This window comes from Psychrobacillus vulpis (assembly GCF_006861825.1).
GTDB classification, from domain to species: domain Bacteria; phylum Bacillota; class Bacilli; order Bacillales_A; family Planococcaceae; genus Psychrobacillus; species Psychrobacillus vulpis.
The window spans coordinates 26,585-44,488 of the sequence record NZ_VDGI01000008.1 but is presented as its reverse complement, the minus strand read 5'-3'; the positions used below and the strand labels follow the sequence as shown (position 1 = coordinate 44,488).

Genomic DNA, 17,904 nt, shown 5'->3' with positions numbered 1-17,904 from the left:
TCAAAGCCTTAGCTTTCATATTTTTAATATACTTATTATATACTATGTCTTAATATAAATTAAAAACTCTTGCTATAATTCAACGTTAAGCACTTAAAGACTGTAGGCAGTTATTTTATAGGAGCTAACCACAATGATTATACACGTACAAATAACAGAGCAACCACTAGCTGGCAAATATCCTGAACAAATTTTCGATGCGCCTATTTCCGTTGAAGATTGGACATGGGTAAAATTTGAAGACGAAAATTACAACGAGTTTTATGGACAATTTCGTGGGGCACCATATAGTGTTGCTGTTTCTTCAAAGTACGCAACTTGCTATGTGTTAACGGGTAATTATTTATACGAAATTGACTGTAATAATCCTACTGACTATATAGCACATGACTTTTGGGATTTAGGGCATACATTAAGGAATTTTACTGTTACACCTAATGGAGACCCTATTTTTTCAGACGATTATACAATTTTTACAATCGAAGGAACGCTTTCACAGCAACAAGAAATAAATCCACCAATCGATTTAGATATGATTCAGTTTAAACATTGGGATAATCAGCTACTTCATATAAGTGCTGAAGAATTTATTATTGGCAAACCTGTTGCATTAATTTTGGATGCTAATACAATGAAGATACGCTTTAAGTAAGATGACGAGTAAATCGATTGATGTCTATTAAATAAAAAGAAACCACCTAAAACGCATGATTATTACGTTTTGGTGGTTCTTTTCATAAACCGCACTTACTTATGATACGGTTCACCCTTCATAATTCTAAAACTCCGATAGATCTGCTCCACTAACACTAACTTCATTAGCTGATGGGGTAATGTCATTTTCCCGAATGATAGCTTTTCGTCTGCTCGTTTCAACACTTCGTCGTGTAAACCAAGTGAACCACCAATAACGAATGCTACTTTACTTCTTCCGTAGGTCATTAGGGATTCTAATCCACTTGCTAGTTCTTCAGAAGATTTCATTTTGCCGTCAATTGCTAGGGCAATGACGTATGTATCCGCACCTATTTTTGCTAAAATACGATCTCCTTCCTTTTTCTTCACGATTTCCATATCGGCAGGACTTAGTTGCTCCGGAGCTTTTTCGTCAGGGACTTCTACTAGATCGATTTTTGCATAGCTATTTAATCGTTTTGTATATTCCTCTATCCCCATTTTTAAGTATTTCTCTTTTAGTTTCCCAACAGAGATAATTTGTATATTCACAAGTTATCCACCTTTACAATTCATTTACAAACAAATTATGCACATTAATTATCCACATATCCACAAACTTATCTACATATTGTAATTTATTTTTCGTTTGCCACAATATATACTGCAGAGTTATCACAGTATGTGCATTTTGTGGATAACTTTTCGTCATCTTTTAATTCTTCTAGCATTGGAAAAGTTTTTTGTTCTGCAACGAACATGTCTAACGCTTGATTTATATGGGTTTCGCAACTGAATATTCTCAATTTTTCGCTTCCTTTCTATTTACAAATAATTCGCTAAGTTATACACATATTGTACGTTCTTATCCACAACCTATTTTACCAAACAAAAAGTGAGTAGGAAAGACAAGCGTTTCTTTCCCTACTCACAGTGTAAATCTTTTATTTACAATTGTATGTTATCCACATGTTTACAAGGTGTCTGTCTCCACTAATTTTAGTGTTAGTTCAACTAGTTTTCCTTGTCGATATACTTTTACTTTTAATTGGTCACCTATTTCTTTTTCGTTGTATAAGTGTTTTCTTAAATCAATTGTATTTTCTATTTTCTTCCCGTCCATTTCCACGATGACATCATAGGATTTCATTCCAGCTGTTTCTGCTGGTGAATTCGGAACAACTTCATCGATTACTACGCCTGTAGTTACTTCTTCAGGTAATTTTAATGTATCTCTTTGATGGAATGCTGGTACATTTGTTAAGTCTATTAATGTTACACCCATAGAAGGACGATTTACTTTTCCGTTTTGCTCCAGATCTTCAATAATCGGAATTGCAGAGTTTACTGGAATTGCAAGACCCATTCCTTCTACTGTCGATTCAGAAATTTTCATGGAGTTAATACCTACTAGTTGACCAGCTAAGTTGATTAAAGCACCACCACTGTTACCAGGGTTAATCGCTGCATCAGTTTGTAAAGCTTCTGCCTGCCAGTCTTCCACACCGTCTTCATTTAAATCTACAGGAATTGCACGATCCTTACCTGATACAACACCAGTTGTTACAGACCCATAAAACTCAAGTCCAAGTGGATTACCAATAGCAATTACTGTTTCTCCTTGTTTTAATGCATCGGAATCTCCGAATTCAATTACGGATTCTACTCCTGCATCATCAATTTCAAGCACTGCTAAATCGCTCCAAATATCACTACCTACCAGATTTGCTTCTACTTTTGTTCCGTCGGCTAATGTTACTTCTAATTTTTTCGCACCTTCAACAACATGGTAATTTGTAATGACGTATGCCTTTCCACCTTCTTTTTTATAAATAACTCCTGAACCTGTTCCAGCTTCTTTTGTAGATTGTGATTGACTCCAAAAATCAGTAACCGATTGAATATTTGTAACACCGACTACCGCTCCTGAAGCTTTTTCAACTGCTCCCGTAACATCCGTTGTCACATCAACAGATAACTGTTTTGTTTCCATAGGTGTTTTAGCAGTTTTTGTTATTGGTAAGTTCGTTACAACCGAAGGTATTAAAAACCAAACGAGTAAAGCCCCTACCATCACTCCTGCTAAAGCACTGAAAAAGTAACCTGCCAATCCTTTTTTCTTTTCTTTTTTTGGTTCTTCTATTGGTTCATATGGATTATAATTGTCCATTTTCATCTCCCTTTCTTATACATATATGTTTGTATTCTTAATTTACCCAATCCACATTAAAATTAGATGAAAATCAATTAAAAATTAAATAAAACGTAGATGAAATTTGGATGTAGCAAATGCGCAAGCGCCTATCGTGCTCCGACAAGCAAATGGGGAATAGTGAGGAGGCAGCTCTCTAGCCACCGAAGCTATTTCACATTTGACCTCGAGGGGCAAGGCGCTGGAGTCTGGAGGTAGAAACACTTGTAGGAAGTTATCTTTATGTACAAAATTTTATTGTTTCGTAAAGCAAAAAAAATCCCAAAAGCAAAAATGCTTTTGGGACTCTTATTAGACAACAACTAACTCAGTAGGTTTATCTGCATCTGTATCATGGAGGTGTACATACTCTCCAGCAATAATGCCGCAGGATTGTAGTGTTTGTGACACACTCATACGCGCAAGATCTTTCATATTGTTATCTTTACTTAAATGAGATAAATAAATATGTGTATTTTTTGTATCTACTACTTCACTCATTGCGACAGCTGCATCTTCGTTAGACACATGCCCTACATCACTTAATATTCTTCTTTTAATAGACCAAGGGTAACGTCCCATTTGAAGCATACTAACATCATGATTACTTTCAAAGACAAATGAATCTGCTCCCTTAATATGACCTTTCATCCGATCACTAACATACCCAGTATCCGTAATTAAAACGAGTTTACGACCATTTTCATGAAATATATAAAACATTGGGTCCGCAGCATCATGTGACACTGCAAAAGACTGGATATCTATTGTTCCAAATGTTTTAACCGTTTCCATATCAAATTGGAAGCGTTGGTCTGCCGGCACATTGCCAATAAGGGGATCCATTGCTTTCCACGTTTTTTCATTTGCAAAAATAGGAACACCGTATTTTCTTGCGACAACACCCAATCCTTTTATATGGTCGCTATGTTCATGCGTAACGAAAATGCCAGAAAGTTTTTTCATATCTCGATTAATCCCACTAAAAAGTTGTTCCATTTTCTTACCGCTTAAGCCTACATCTACTAAAAAGGAATGCTCATCATTTTCCACATAAATAGCATTTCCACTGCTGCCACTTGCTAGTACACTAAAATTCATTGTTAAAACTCCTTACTCTACTTCTAATTGCTCCGTCTCTTTTGGAATTTCAATAATTCTTCCCTCGACAGCATTAACAAAATACTCCTCCGATGTTTTATCTGAAAGCTCTACTAATACATGCCAAGTTGGTGCAAATACTTGAGTTTCTGTTACTTGGGCTAATGTGGAATACCCTAGTTTAATTTCTTTTACCGTAGAGTCGGGCTTTAATAACCCACGGGAATATAAAACTTTAATCGCTTGCATGTACGGTAATAGATTTTTCGATTCATTATAATCCTCTAGATTATCCAATATTGTTTGGTTATACTGAATAATTTCTTTTTCATCATTCCAATGAACGATTAACATCGCATTAGGATTGTAATAAACTAATCGACTATTTACTTTTTGAAATAGAATCGCTGAGTTATTCTCTTCATCGATTTTCCACAACCCATATGAATCTCCTTTTAGAACATTGTCATGGACTAATTTTTCTAAAGAGTTCTCTTCTGTAATGGGAAGTGGCTTATTAAATATACTTACTAATTCACTCCCGTTTTTCATTTCTATTGTCTGATTCGATAATTTATTTAGTTCTTCCTCACTGAATAGATGAACATTTCCAGAAACATACGATGCTTCCTGCACGAGTGATTCCAATTTTGGAAATTTAATATTGTCCAATAGTAACCTTTCTTCTATCGGAGTATCACTTGGCACTTGTACCTTTGATGCATCATTATATCTATTCAAATATAAGGAAAATAAAAATACATTTAAAATAGAAAATACAATAATGAATATCGTCTTTGTTTTATTCCAATCCAAGCTTACCACCTCCCAGTATTTCTGGGGAAACTCGCGTCCATGTCCCATTTATTAAATAATACCAAGAAGGATCTAGCTTCACTAAATCCTGGTGATCATCCCGAGACAAATAATAACATATGATAATATCTTCTATTAACGATGCATCTGGTATTTTGGAAATCAAATCATATGTAGATTGTCCAGATGGTAATTGCACATGACTTGTTTTTATAGAAGAAGAACCATTTAACATGTAGTATGGTCTAATGTATCGATAGACTCGATTCAATCCCCAATACTGTGTAATTTCTGTCCAAGTATCACTACTTAATACTTGCAATCCAGAAAAGTAAAGCTGATAGCTAACTTGTTGGTTAAGTGGATTAATACGATTATATCGATAATCATCGGTCCAGCCGTCATGCTCATTTATGAAATTTAAGCTATTTTGAATGAGTTCATCTGGTTTGGCCGGATTTTCAGATTCTGCAGCCGGATTGACATAACTTAATCTTTTATATAAAAAGTCCACATTCATTAGTGCACTGTCATCCGTATACTGTTGTCCACTTGACCCACCTGAATTACTTCGTACAAGACCAGGACTAGAAAATAAAGCATTCTTAAACTTTTCCGGAGCAATTTCTTCTAAGATATACGTATAACTCATCATATCTTCTGGATTGTTCGTAACATAGAGCGAAAGCTTACCTGGTCTCTCAATTTCATTATACTCCGGCAAATTACTTGCTTGCTTAATGATGATATCTGTAAATCCTTTTTTATCAACTTTATCCGCTCGAGAAGTATACACTTTCTGTTTTAAAGTGTTTATAAAATATAGTTTCATTTCATCATCTTCTTTGCCATTCCATTCAATTACTAAACGATTAAAAGATGCATCCGGTAAATTAGGATCAGCAAAAGAGAGTATAGTACTAAATGTCTTTAAGGGAACCTCAGCAGGATAAAATAATGTTATTCGATTAGGTGTTTTAATATAATCATTAATTTGTTGAAAACTTGCCTTATTGTTCAAAAGTTCTACAGTTTGTATTTCCCATTTTTTCAACGAACTTAATACTTTTTCAATATTAGGCGAAGTAATAGAACCATTTAGCGTTTCTTCTTGACTGTACAATATTCGATATGGCTTCACTACATCTTCCATTTTCTTTTTTTCTGCAATGGAAATATTCACGATAGGCGTCTCAATCGTGTCATAGGAAGGAGAGTATGTCCATATCGTAAAAGTCAGTGTTAGGCTTAGCAGGATAAGTAGGAGTAAAATAACGGATTTTACTTGTTCAATATACTTCAATCCCACTCACCTTCCTCGTCCATTTCAATTTCAAGTGTAAAAAATATAGTCGTGCCTTGGCCTTCTTCACTTTCCGCCCAAATAGAACCTCCATGTGCTTCTATCATTTCCCGGGCAATAGCTAAACCGAGACCAGTTCCGCCCATAGACCTTGCTCTAGCACGATCTACTCGGTAAAATCGGTCAAAAATTCGATCGACATTTTCGGATGGAATACCCATCCCATCATCTGAAATCATAACCTTCAATACATTATCCTTTACAGCTATTCCAAATCGGATATTTCCACCGTCAGGTGAATATTTTAACGCATTGGAAATAATATTATCGATTACTTGGGTTAATTTATCTGTGTCTATATCTACATAATAAGGTGTATCGGATAACATTCGATGAAACGTAACATTTTGAGATTTAGACAACTCAAACCGATCGATTATTCGATTGAAAAATTGATTGAAGTTCACAATTTCACGATTTAAATCATAATCTCTACTGTCCATTTTAGATAGTTGCAGTAAGTCATTTACTAGTCGAATCATTCGTTGCGTTTCCGTTTGTGTAACTTGTAAAAACGATGGAGCAATCTCTTCGTCTTTCCATGCACCATCAGCCAATGCCTCTAAATAACTACTCATCGTTGTAAGTGGAGTACGAAGCTCATGGGAAACATTAGCTACAAATTCTCTTCGTTCCATATCAATCTTTTCTTGCTCTGTATTATCATGAAGAACTGCTATTAAACCATTTACAAATCCAGTTTCTTTTTGAATAACCGAGAAATTTACTCGTAATATGAAAGGGCGTTCATTTGTACTAAAGTCAAGTGTCACAGATTCCTGTGTATGAATCAAATCTTCAAATGTTTGATCCATTTCAATTCCTAATACAGAAATAATAGGGCGATTTAACACCATTTCTCTAGGAATTCGCAATAATCTTAACGCTGGATCGTTGATTAAAATAACTCTTCCTTTGCGATCCGTAGCAATTACTCCATCTGTCATATTTGTAAGTACAGATGCAAGTTTTCTTCGTTCCGCTTCTGTCGTAGATTGAGCTTCTTGTAATCGATTGGTTAAATGGTTGAATGCTATTGCAAGCTGACCAATTTCATCATTCCCATACACTCGTACTTTTCTTGAAAAGTTACCTTTTGCCATTGCTTGTGCTTGTCTTCTCATGTCTGATATTGGTCGTGTAATTGTTTGCGCGATTAATATTCCAAGTATTATCGTAATAACTAATGCAACAGCTGTACCACCTGCTAAAATTCGATTAATTTCATTCATTTGACCGAATACATTTTCGATATTTGATTCGATATACAATGTTCCTATTACTTCTCCCTTAGAAGTAATGGGAGTTGCTAAAATCCAAATTCGTTTTCTTGTTTCCGAGTCAAGTGAGATATTATCAAAAGGAATTTCTGCAGTTATGGATTTTTTTACTAGCTCATCCATTGATCTTTGTCCTACAATTGATTGGTTATTAATATCGGATGTTCCGAGAATTTGATATCTTGCGTCTATCACTCGAACTTCTTTAATATCAGAGGAATTCAATCCAGACAAAATAGAACGCAAGCTTTGTTCTAAAGTTGCGTCTCCTTCGTTTCTTACTTTTAGCATTTCTTCTCTCACGCTATATTCAATAAGACCTACTCGATCATAAATAGAACTTTGAAAGTTATCTCTTAACGTTTGCTCGAGTCCTTTTACAAAGTATAGACCAATAATTTGCATCGCAATAATTATTAGTAATATATAAATGAACACAATTTTCACATGAATCGATTTTAAATAACCAACCTTTTGCATTCTTTCTACTCCTGTTCAGGATTTCGTAGGTAGTAACCAACGCCTCTTCTTGTTACAATCCAAGTTGGGTGACTAGGATTATCTTCTATCTTCTCTCTTAAACGGCGAATTGTTACATCTACCGTACGGACATCTCCAAAATAATCATATCCCCATACCGTTTGAAGTAAATGTTCCCTTGTCATAACTTGTCCAATATGCTTAGCTAAATAATGTAATAATTCAAACTCCCGATGTGTTAATTCAATTGTTTCATCTCTTTTTAACACTAGATAAGCATCTGGTTGAATCGTCAAAGGTCCAATCGTTATGTCATTCGTTATGACCTCTACACCCTCTTGTAATGTTTGATGTCTTCGCATGTTCGCTTTCACACGTGCTATTAACTCTCGTGTACTAAATGGTTTAGTTACATAGTCATCTGCACCTAGTTCTAATCCAAGCACTTTATCAATCTCCGAATCTTTAGCCGTCAGCATTATAATTGGGAAATCATACTTTTTACGAATTTCTCTACAAACTTCCATTCCATCTCGGTTTGGGAGCATAATATCAAGTAACATTAAATCAGGATGAATTTCTTCTACTTTTAATAGTGCTTCATCTCCATCATACGCACAATATACTTGATAGCCTTCCTTTTTCAAATTAAATTGAAGTATATCTGCAATTGGTTTTTCATCATCGACTACTAATATTTTTTTACTCATTGATTGAACCCCTTTTCGTGATTTGTTCTATTTATTAATATATGAAAGTGTATTTTTATTTACATTTATTCTTTTACTCTAACATGCTTTTAATGTATTCGCATCCTTTATGAAAAGTAGCAAAGTTTTACACAGGCCTACAAATTTCCTAATTTATAGAATCATAAAGTCGATGATTGTCGAATTATTTCCCAGGAAATTTAGTAACTATGTAAAAATGTCTATTTGTCTTTTCAAGTAAAAAAGAGACAGCCAAACAAGTGACCGTCTCCTACATATTATTATTTTAACACAGATACCGGATTGATCGTAACTCCATTTTTCTCTACTTCAAAATGTAAGTGGGTACCTGTTGAACGCCCTGTACTTCCCATTACACCTAATTTAGATCCTTGAGGTACAACGTCCCCGACATTGACACTTATTGATGAAAGATGGGCATAAGTTGTTTTGTAACCATTCTTATGGTCGACAATAATTCGTTGACCGTATGTACCATCCCATCCCGCTGCTACGACAACACCATTATCTGCTGCTTTAATCGTAAAACCACTAGGACGTGCAATATCAATACCTTCATGCTTTCTACCCCAACGATAACCCATTTGACTAGAAATATATCCACCTTCAGCGGGCCAAGCAAAAATTCCTGATCCTCGAGAAGGAATCACCTTTGTTCCTTTTAATACGATATGTTCTTTTGGTTCTACAAGAATTGTCTCTTCTTTAACTGATTGACCTACTTGAGTTCCATTTACATTACGAACTAGGTAAGTTGCTATCTTTTTACCATCTGAGCCTTCTTGTTTTACTTTTGTATCGCCTTTAAACATTTCATCTATTTCTACTACTTTTTTAGTATGCTTAATCGGTTCAACTGCTTTTTTCTCATATTGTACTTCTACATTAATAAGTGGTTTTAAGACAGTTACATTTAACTCTTGACCTATTTGTAAAACTGTAGATTCTGTAACGCCTGGATTTATGTTTAGTAACTCAGCAGTTGTTAAATTATGCTTGCTTGCAATTGTTCCTAAAACATCGCCTTCTGTTACTTTATACGTTTCTTTTTCAAGAGTACCGTCTAATAGAAGTTTAACAGCTTCATCTGCAGATACTAATTTTTCAGGACTCACGTCTACTGTAACTCCAGAAACTTTTTCTTTTAAAAGAATGTCAATCATTCTAGTTTCATTTTCTTTTAATTCGGGTAAAGGTTCATTAGAACTCTTTCTTGCTTCCAGTGCTTTAAGGTCTTCTTCACTAACAAAATGCAATTTAAGCTTACGAATAACTTCATGGTAAGCTTCTAAATCTTTGACGTAGACGGCCATCTCGTCATTGATAGATAAAGCAAATGCCGTTGTTTCTACTCCGATTAATTTGTCTAACTTTTTAAGAGTAGCTTCATCGTTTGTAGAAGGTGTAAAAACTTGTTCAGCAATCACTGATATATTGGAACCTGCTTTTAAAGTAAGATCTTTGTACTGGGAGCTTGAAGCTTTTATTTTTTGATCAAAGATTGTTTGCATCTCTGTTTTGTCTGACAATGCTCCAACGTATTGCCCGTTTGAATATATATGATAAATTTCTTTTAATGCACTACCTTCACCTTCATTTGCAAAAGCCATATTAAAAGATATACCTGAAATAAGCAATACGGTTATGGCTGCTTTTTTCATCATATTTGACTTTCTGTTTGAATGAACAACTAGATAACTATCTTTTTGCTCATCATTCTTTCTTTTCAAAAACATGATAAAGCCCCTTCCAATTTCATAAAAAGTTAATACTTCTTATTTTCATGCTCTTTTAATTTAACACAAATGACATAGTTTAGTGTAGTAATAGTTCCGATTGTAAAGAAACTGTATAATTAGAACCATATTTTTGAAATATGTTCCATGTTATTCTATTTTTCATATCATTTTGTAAAGTTTTCGACTATTATAGTTAAACTTTCACCAAAATAACCAAATTTTATACATCTACTTCTTTTATTCTTTGTTATATTTGTCATAATAGAAGATTATCATATGTTCTCTCAATTTGTTTCGACAAAAAGAAGTAACTTCGTATATCCAATTAGTATGCTCTTTATAATCTTTATATTAAAAAAACCGTCAAGAAGTTATACTTCTTGACGGTTTTTCAATTAACGCCAAACACTTGAAATAATATTCGTTTGTGTACGATCCGGTCCTACCGAGAAGATAGAAATTTGTACACCAGTTAGTTGTGAAATACGCTCTAGATAGTGACGAGCTGTTTCAGGAAGCTCATCGAGTGTTTTGCAGCTAGTAATATCTTCGCTCCAGCCTGGTAGTTCTTCATAAACTGGCTCACATTCAGCAAGTATGCGAAGATTTGCTGGGTACTCAGTTATTAGCTCACCTTTGTATCTATATGCGGTACAAATCTTTACAGTTTTTAGGCCGGTTAACACGTCAATAGAGTTAACAGTTAAGTCCGTTAAGCCACTAACACGTCTAGCATGTCTTACTACTACTGTGTCAAACCAGCCAATACGACGTGGTCTACCTGTAGTTGTCCCATACTCTTTTCCGACTTCACGAATTTGGTTTCCAACTTCATCAAAAAGTTCAGTTGGGAATGGACCATCTCCTACACGAGATGTATATGCTTTACATACTCCAACCACGTGGGAAATTTTTGTTGGACCTACACCTGCACCAATAGTAACTCCTCCAGCCACAGGGTTAGAAGAAGTAACGAATGGATACGTACCTTGGTCGATATCAAGCATTACTCCTTGTGCACCTTCAAATAGCACGCGACGCCCGTCATCCAATGCGTCGTTTAATACTTTTGAAGTATCTGTTACGTATTTCTCAATTTCTTTACCATAACCATAAAATTCTTCTAAAATTTCTTCAACAGTAAAGCCTTCTGTTTCATAAAACTTCTCAAACATTCTATTTTTTTCAGCTAAATTATGCTCTAATTTTTCTTTAAATACTTCGTAATCAAGAAGATCGGCCATACGGATACCGACACGAGCTGCTTTATCCATATATGCTGGACCAATACCCTTACCTGTAGTTCCAATCTTATTTGCACCTCTTCGTGCTTCTTCTACTTCATCCTGCTTAATATGATATGGAAGAATAACGTGTGCACGATTAGAAATACGTAAGTTTTCTGTAGTAACTCCACGATCATGTAATCCTTTTAGTTCTTTTACAAGTGCTCTTGGATCTACAACCATACCATTCCCAATTACAGAGATTTTATCTTTGTAAAAAATACCTGATGGAATAAGGTGAAGCTTGTATGTTTCTCCCCCAAAAATAATTGTATGTCCCGCGTTATTTCCACCCTGGTATCGTGCAATTACTTCTGAATTCTCGGATAGAAAGTCTGTAATCTTTCCTTTTCCTTCGTCTCCCCATTGTGTACCTACTACTACTACTGATGGCATTGCCAACACCTCCGTCAGACATTTTATATGTCCTGATTTAAATCAGTTGTAATTGTACCAATCAACAAGTCTCTCGTCAATTGATTTCATTCAAAAACACGAACGTATAAATGCTAGTTACATTTATCGTTCGTGTTTAAATTATGCCGGAGGTGCTTGATGCTGACTCCAGTCAATATTGACGAATTTGTTAAATTCCTTCACGAAAGCTAATGTTACCGTTCCAGTAGGACCATTACGCTGTTTGGCTATAATTATTTCAATCATATTTTGGTTCTCGGTTTCTTTATCATAATAGTCTTCACGATATAGAAACGAAACAATATCCGCATCTTGCTCAATCGAACCAGATTCACGTAAATCGGACATCATCGGTCGCTTATCTTGTCGCTGTTCTACACCACGGGAGAGCTGTGAGAGTGCTATCACAGGAACTTTAAGTTCACGTGCTAAACCTTTAAGAGATCGAGAAATCTCAGAAACCTCTTGTTGACGATTTGCTTGTCCACTCCCGCCACTTCCCTGAATAAGCTGTAAGTAATCAATTAATATCATTCCTAAGCCAGACTCTTGTTTTAATCGACGGCATTTAGCACGTATTTCGTTAACACGAATACCTGGTGTGTCGTCAATGTATATTCCAGCATTTGACAAGCTCCCCATTGCCATAGTGAGCTTCCGCCAATCTTCTGTTGTGAGAGAACCAGTACGTAATACTTGAGCATCGATATTTCCTTCGGCACAAATCATACGCATTACTAATTGCTCTGCACCCATCTCTAAACTAAAGATTGCTACATTTTCGTCCGTTTTTGTTGCTACGTTTTGTGCAACGTTTAATGCAAATGCCGTTTTCCCTACAGATGGACGTGCAGCTACAATGATTAAATCATTTCGTTGAAATCCAGCTGTAATACGATCTAAATCACGGAATCCTGTTGGAATACCAGTTACATCGCCTTTTCTTGTATGAAGTTTTTCGATGTTATCATATGTTTCCACTAAAACGTCTTTTATATGCTTAAAATCGCCAGCATTTTTTCTGCTGGCAACTTCCATCATTTTTCGTTCAGCTTCAGATAATAAGGCTTCTACTTCATCTTCTCTTGTAAAACCGTCCTCTACAATGGTTGTAGCTACACGGATTAATCTACGTAAGACAGATTTTTCTTCCACAATTTTAGCGTAATGTCCGATATTGGCCGCAGTAGGTACTGCGTTTGCTATCTCACTTATGTAAGAAATGCCACCTACATCTTCTAATTCTTTTTTTGCAGAAAGTTCCTCTGTTATCGTAACAACATCAATTGCTTTTCCTTGATCACTTAACCTTAGCATCGTTTGGAATATTTTTTGATGTGCTACTCGATAAAAGTCTTCCGGCATAATAATTTCTGCTGCAGTTATTAATGCTTGGGGTTCTAAAAATATTGCTCCAATGACAGATTGTTCAGCTTCTTGGTTATGTGGTGGCACACGGTCCAATAATGGATCGCTCATTGACCTCTCTCCTTATGCTTCTTCTGCTACATGTACTTTTAACGTCGCTACTACTTCATGATGTAGTTTTACAGGAACATTTGTAAATCCTAATGCACGTATTGCATCATTTAATTCCATTTTACGTTTATCTAGTTTAATACCATGTGATTTTTCTAATTGTGCTGCAATTTGTTTAGTTGTTACTGAACCAAATAAGCGACCGTCACTGCCTGATTTTGCTTTCAGCTCCACTGTTAGTTGTTCTAATACTTCTTTTAATTTTTTTGCTTCAGCTAATTCTTCTGCAGCTTCTTTTTCAGATTTTTTCTTTTGTCCTTCTAACGCACTAATAGCAGCTGCATTTGCTTCGACTGCTAGATTGTTTTTTAGTAAGAAATTATGTGCATACCCATCTGCAACGTTTTTAATTTCTCCTTTTTTACCTTTTCCTTTTACATCTTTTAAGAATACTACTTTCATTCTGTTGTTCCTCCTTCAATTGTCTCTTCAATTGCTTTTTTTAGAAGTTCAATTGCTTCTTCAATTGTTGAGTTCTCTAATTGGCAAGCTGCATTTGTTAAATGCCCTCCGCCATTAAGCTTTTCCATTACTAATTGGACATTCACATCTCCAAGTGATCTAGCGCTTATACCTATCGTTGCGTCACTTCTACGTCCGATAACAAAAGATGCTGTAATATTATTCATCGTTAATAAAATATCAGCAGTTTGAGCTAGTAGTACTTGGCTATAAGATAAATCTTCTTCCCCATGTGCAATTGCAATTCCCTCTTTAAAAAATTCCACATTCTGAACAATTTTAGAACGTTCAATATACGTATCAATGTCTTCTTTCAAAAGACTCTGTACTAACACCGTATCTGCACCATGCGTACGAAGATAGGAAGCCGCTTCAAACGTCCTTGCTCCCGTACGAAGTGTAAAGCTTTTAGTATCGACTATTATTCCTGCAAGCATCGATGTTGCTTCCAGCATCGTTATTTTTTCATTTTTCGGTTGGTACTCTATTAACTCAGTCACAAGCTCTGAAGTGGAAGATGCGTATGGTTCCATATAAACGAGCATTGTGTTGGATATAAACTCTTCTCCTCTTCGATGATGGTCTATTACAACTATTTTTTCTGCTTTGTTTAGTAATTTTTCATCAATAACTAGACTGGGTTTATGTGTATCCACTACTACTAATAACGTTTTATATGTCATTTTACTCATTGCTTCTTCAGGACTAATAAAACGCTCATATAGTTCCGGCTTTTCTTTTATTTCATCCATTAACCGAAGCACACTTTTGTCTAACTCATTAAAATCGATAACAACATAGCCTTCTATTTTATTCATCTCAGCCATTTTTCTTACTCCGACTGCCGATCCAATCGCGTCCATATCCGGCATTCGATGTCCCATAACAAATACTTTATCACTATCTTGTATTAAATCACGAAGTGCATGTGAAATAACCCTTGCTCTGACACGTGTTCTCTTTTCTACCGGATTTGTCTTCCCTCCGTAGAACTTCACTTTTCCATTTGGGTCTTTTATAGCTACTTGGTCTCCACCTCGTCCTAAAACTAAGTCAAGACTCGACTGTGCTAATTCTCCTAGCTCCACAAGTGAAGTGGACCCTGCACCAACACCAACGCTTAAAGTTAGAGAAAATCCAAATTTAGAAGTGGCACCTCTAATATCATCTAAAATAGAGAATTTATTTTTTTCTAGTTCTACCAAAATAGATTCATTAAATACAGCTAGAAATCGATCCGAGGAGATTCTTTTCACGTAAATGCCATATTGAGCACCCCAATTATTTACACAAGATGTAACAATACTATTTAACTGGCCTCTCGTTTGGTCATCCATACCTTGAGCAATTTCATCATAATTATCGATAAATAAAACACCAATAACCGTTCGATCCCCGTAATACAAAGATTCTATTTCTACTTGTTCTGTAATATCAAAGAAATAAAGCAACTTTTCTTCTGCCTTATATAAAACTTTATAATTGTTATTATCAAAGGATATTATCAATTCTTTTGAGTCTTCTTGTTTTATAAGCTGTTGAAAATCGCTTGATATGGAAAGAAGCTCCTCACCAATAATCGTATCGAATGGAAGCTTTTGTGTCATATAAGGATTTGCCCATTCAATGGTATATTGATCATTTATCAATATAATTCCAATCGGCATTTCTAACAGTGCTTCTTCTCCAACTTTTTTCATTCGGTAAGAAAGCGTTTCGATATGTTTTTCTGTTTCCTCATATACTCGCTGTTCTAAAATCCAAGCATATATAGATACCCCAACAACTAATAAAGCAAATAATAGCCCGACTAAAATATTGTTAGACAGGAGTAAATAAGATGCAACCCCACCGAGAAGCATAAACAAAACGAGTGGATATCGAATTGGTCGTTTTCTAAAAAAAGACGCCACTTGATCAGCTCCTTATTTTTTGTGCCTGCCTTTTATAAACCCTCGTAAATTAAACCCTAAGTCAAATACACCTAATATAATTGTAAACGTAAACAGTGGTACGGCAAGAAATGATGCTAGTACCGCCGCCCATTTCGGATAGCCAGCAACATGAAAATAATAATGTATGAAAGACACCCCTTGTATAAACAAAAGAGCTCTTAAAATAAGCAGAGCGTTGGCACTAGCCATATAGCCAAACGATCCAATTTCGTAAGAAATAAATAGTGATAAAATGGATACAATTAAATAATACCATAACACTACTTTTGGAAGCCTAAAATCCATGAGCTTTGAAAATTTTGGAACGTCTAGTTTCAACTTTTTCAATAATGGCAAATTTATTGCCAAATAAATAAAGGCACTGATAAATATAGTCCCAATAAAATAGGTAGGCATAATGGTTTCAATACGTAATAAGATTTGCGAAACATACTCATCATATCCTTCTGGTAACTTCCCAGCAGAAGACATAATTTTTCCCACTTGCTCGTAGTATATTTCAGCAAGCTCTAAAAATTGCTTAAATAAATTTATATTCAACATATAAATAGTTACTATGTATTGTGCAATAGTCATAAGTAATAAAAATATGCCTGAAGCCATCAGCATATAAACCTTAGACCTATTATTTCGAATAGAATCCCCTATTATAAAGCCTATTGGTGCAGTAAGTAATGCAAATACAATACCTGCTATTCCACCAATAATAAAGGAAATTACAATGCTGATCATCGTAATAAACAGAGCATGTTTTCGTTCGAATTTAGCACTAAACCAAGCAATTGGCAGTGGCACAATAAATGAAACAATAACACCAACTAACGGAACATACACGACCATTGCTAAAAGCACAGTGAATAGTGCAATCATCATAGCTCCATAAGTTAAATAGCTTGTCTGATTTTTTTGCATAAAGGACCTTCCTTTGTTGTAATCATTTATCCATTGTAACAGATTTCTTACAACAACTAAAATTCCTTTTATTTCTGTTTGCTATTTTATGTAAAATAATTTACAAAAAAAAGACCGGTTTCCCGGTCTTTTCAATTTATTAACTTATCTCTCATCAGAAGAGAATGGAAGTAAAGCCATGATACGAGATACTTTGATAGCTCGTGTTAGCTTACGTTGGTACTTCGCGCTAGTTCCTGTCACACGACGTGGAAGAATTTTCCCACGTTCTGACACGAATTTTTTCAACAAATCTACATCTTTGTAATCGATGTTAGTGATGTTGTTAGCTGTGAAGTAACACACTTTACGGCGTCTTTTGCCTCCGCGACGTGGTGCCATAATTGGTTGCCTCCTTTTCGATTAAAGTAAAACGTGTGAAGTCATTTAGAACGGTAGATCGTCATCCGATACTTCGATTGGCCCGCTACTGTTCGCAAATGGATCTTCATCTACACGTGTATAGTTTTGCTGATTCATTGGTTGGTTTTGCTGATATGTTGGATATGGATTTTGCTGTTGACCGCCACCATATGGTTGCCCACTTTGTCCACGGTCACCCGAGCCGTTACGTGGTTCTAAGAATTGAACGCTGTCTGCGACAACATCCGTCGTATAAACACGCTTTCCATCTTGTCCTTCATAACTACCCGTTTGAATACGCCCTTCAACACCTGCTAAGCTTCCTTTTTTCAAGAAATTAGCAGTGTTTTCCGCTTGTTTTCTCCAAACGACACAGTTGATAAAATCAGCTTCTCTTTCACCTGATTGGTTGGAGAATGTTCGATTGACAGCTAGTGTAAATCTTGCCATTGCAACACCACTTGGTGTATAGCGAAGTTCCGGATCTTTAGTTAGTCTTCCAACTAATACGACACGGTTAATCATCAGTGTACAACCTCCCTCATCCAGCTTTTT

The 17,904-nt window shown here is 35.5% G+C and carries 17 protein-coding genes; 1 reads left to right on the top strand and 16 read right to left on the bottom strand.

Translation table 11 applies throughout. The features are described from left to right. The first annotated feature begins 133 nt into the window (after nt 1-133). A complete protein-coding gene (locus FG384_RS09130; RefSeq protein ID WP_142642292.1) occupies nt 134-652 on the top strand; it encodes a hypothetical protein in 519 nt (172 codons plus the stop codon). A 95-nt stretch (nt 653-747) separates the two neighbouring features. On the opposite strand, the gene rlmH is transcribed toward FG384_RS09130, so the two are convergent. The 16 genes from rlmH to ssb form a co-directional block, all read right to left on the bottom strand. Beyond that, nucleotides 748-1,227 carry a 23S rRNA (pseudouridine(1915)-N(3))-methyltransferase RlmH gene (gene rlmH, locus FG384_RS09125; protein WP_142642291.1) on the bottom strand — a complete coding sequence of 160 codons (480 nt, stop codon included), beginning with the start codon at nt 1,225-1,227 and terminating at the stop codon, nt 748-750. Between the two features lie 86 nt (nt 1,228-1,313). Beyond that, nucleotides 1,314-1,481, bottom strand: coding sequence for a CxxH/CxxC protein (locus FG384_RS09120; protein WP_142642290.1), 168 nt, complete (start codon nt 1,479-1,481; stop codon nt 1,314-1,316). 167 nt (nt 1,482-1,648) lie between these two features. Continuing rightward, nucleotides 1,649-2,845, bottom strand: a complete 1,197-nt coding sequence (locus FG384_RS09115; protein WP_142642289.1) for a S1C family serine protease — start codon at nt 2,843-2,845, stop codon at nt 1,649-1,651. Between the two features lie 333 nt (nt 2,846-3,178). Further along, on the bottom strand, nt 3,179-3,967 hold the full coding sequence (locus tag FG384_RS09110; RefSeq protein ID WP_142642288.1) for an MBL fold metallo-hydrolase: 789 nt from the start codon (nt 3,965-3,967) through the stop codon (nt 3,179-3,181). A gap of 12 nt (nt 3,968-3,979) precedes the next feature. Continuing rightward, the gene (locus FG384_RS09105; protein ID WP_240793383.1) at nt 3,980-4,792 is read right to left on the bottom strand and encodes a two-component system regulatory protein YycI; all 813 of its coding nucleotides are present in this window, start codon (nt 4,790-4,792) and stop codon (nt 3,980-3,982) included. Further along, nucleotides 4,770-6,086, bottom strand: coding sequence for a YycH family regulatory protein (locus FG384_RS09100; protein ID WP_166462416.1), 1,317 nt, complete (start codon nt 6,084-6,086; stop codon nt 4,770-4,772). The genes FG384_RS09105 and FG384_RS09100 overlap by 23 nt, the downstream gene beginning before the upstream one ends. Further along, complete coding sequence (gene walK / locus FG384_RS09095; protein WP_142642285.1) at nt 6,083-7,906, bottom strand: cell wall metabolism sensor histidine kinase WalK; 1,824 nt, start codon at nt 7,904-7,906, stop codon at nt 6,083-6,085. The genes FG384_RS09100 and walK overlap by 4 nt, the downstream gene beginning before the upstream one ends. 5 nt (nt 7,907-7,911) lie before the next feature. Beyond that, nucleotides 7,912-8,616 carry a response regulator YycF gene (yycF, locus tag FG384_RS09090; RefSeq protein ID WP_142642284.1) on the bottom strand — a complete coding sequence of 235 codons (705 nt, stop codon included), beginning with the start codon at nt 8,614-8,616 and terminating at the stop codon, nt 7,912-7,914. Between the two features lie 281 nt (nt 8,617-8,897). Further along, nucleotides 8,898-10,373, bottom strand: coding sequence for a peptidoglycan DD-metalloendopeptidase family protein (locus tag FG384_RS09085; RefSeq protein WP_142642283.1), 1,476 nt, complete (start codon nt 10,371-10,373; stop codon nt 8,898-8,900). A 398-nt stretch (nt 10,374-10,771) separates the two neighbouring features. Then, nucleotides 10,772-12,058: an adenylosuccinate synthase gene (locus tag FG384_RS09080; RefSeq protein ID WP_142642282.1), complete on the bottom strand. Its 1,287-nt coding sequence runs from the start codon at nt 12,056-12,058 to the stop codon at nt 10,772-10,774. A 141-nt stretch (nt 12,059-12,199) separates the two neighbouring features. Next, nucleotides 12,200-13,558, bottom strand: a complete 1,359-nt coding sequence (dnaB, locus tag FG384_RS09075; protein WP_142642281.1) for a replicative DNA helicase — start codon at nt 13,556-13,558, stop codon at nt 12,200-12,202. Between the two features lie 12 nt (nt 13,559-13,570). Further along, nucleotides 13,571-14,020: a 50S ribosomal protein L9 gene (gene rplI / locus FG384_RS09070; RefSeq protein WP_142642280.1), complete on the bottom strand. Its 450-nt coding sequence runs from the start codon at nt 14,018-14,020 to the stop codon at nt 13,571-13,573. Then, nucleotides 14,017-15,993, bottom strand: coding sequence for a DHH family phosphoesterase (locus tag FG384_RS09065; RefSeq protein ID WP_150136654.1), 1,977 nt, complete (start codon nt 15,991-15,993; stop codon nt 14,017-14,019). The genes rplI and FG384_RS09065 overlap by 4 nt, the downstream gene beginning before the upstream one ends. Before the next feature lie 12 nt (nt 15,994-16,005). Continuing rightward, nucleotides 16,006-16,947 (bottom strand): YybS family protein, encoded by a 942-nt coding sequence (locus FG384_RS09060; protein ID WP_142642279.1) that lies wholly within the window; start codon nt 16,945-16,947, stop codon nt 16,006-16,008. Between the two features lie 144 nt (nt 16,948-17,091). Further along, nucleotides 17,092-17,328 (bottom strand): 30S ribosomal protein S18, encoded by a 237-nt coding sequence (rpsR, locus tag FG384_RS09055; protein ID WP_142642278.1) that lies wholly within the window; start codon nt 17,326-17,328, stop codon nt 17,092-17,094. Between the two features lie 45 nt (nt 17,329-17,373). Further along, nucleotides 17,374-17,874, bottom strand: a complete 501-nt coding sequence (gene ssb / locus FG384_RS09050; protein WP_142642277.1) for a single-stranded DNA-binding protein — start codon at nt 17,872-17,874, stop codon at nt 17,374-17,376. Between the last annotated feature and the right edge of the window lie 30 nt (nt 17,875-17,904).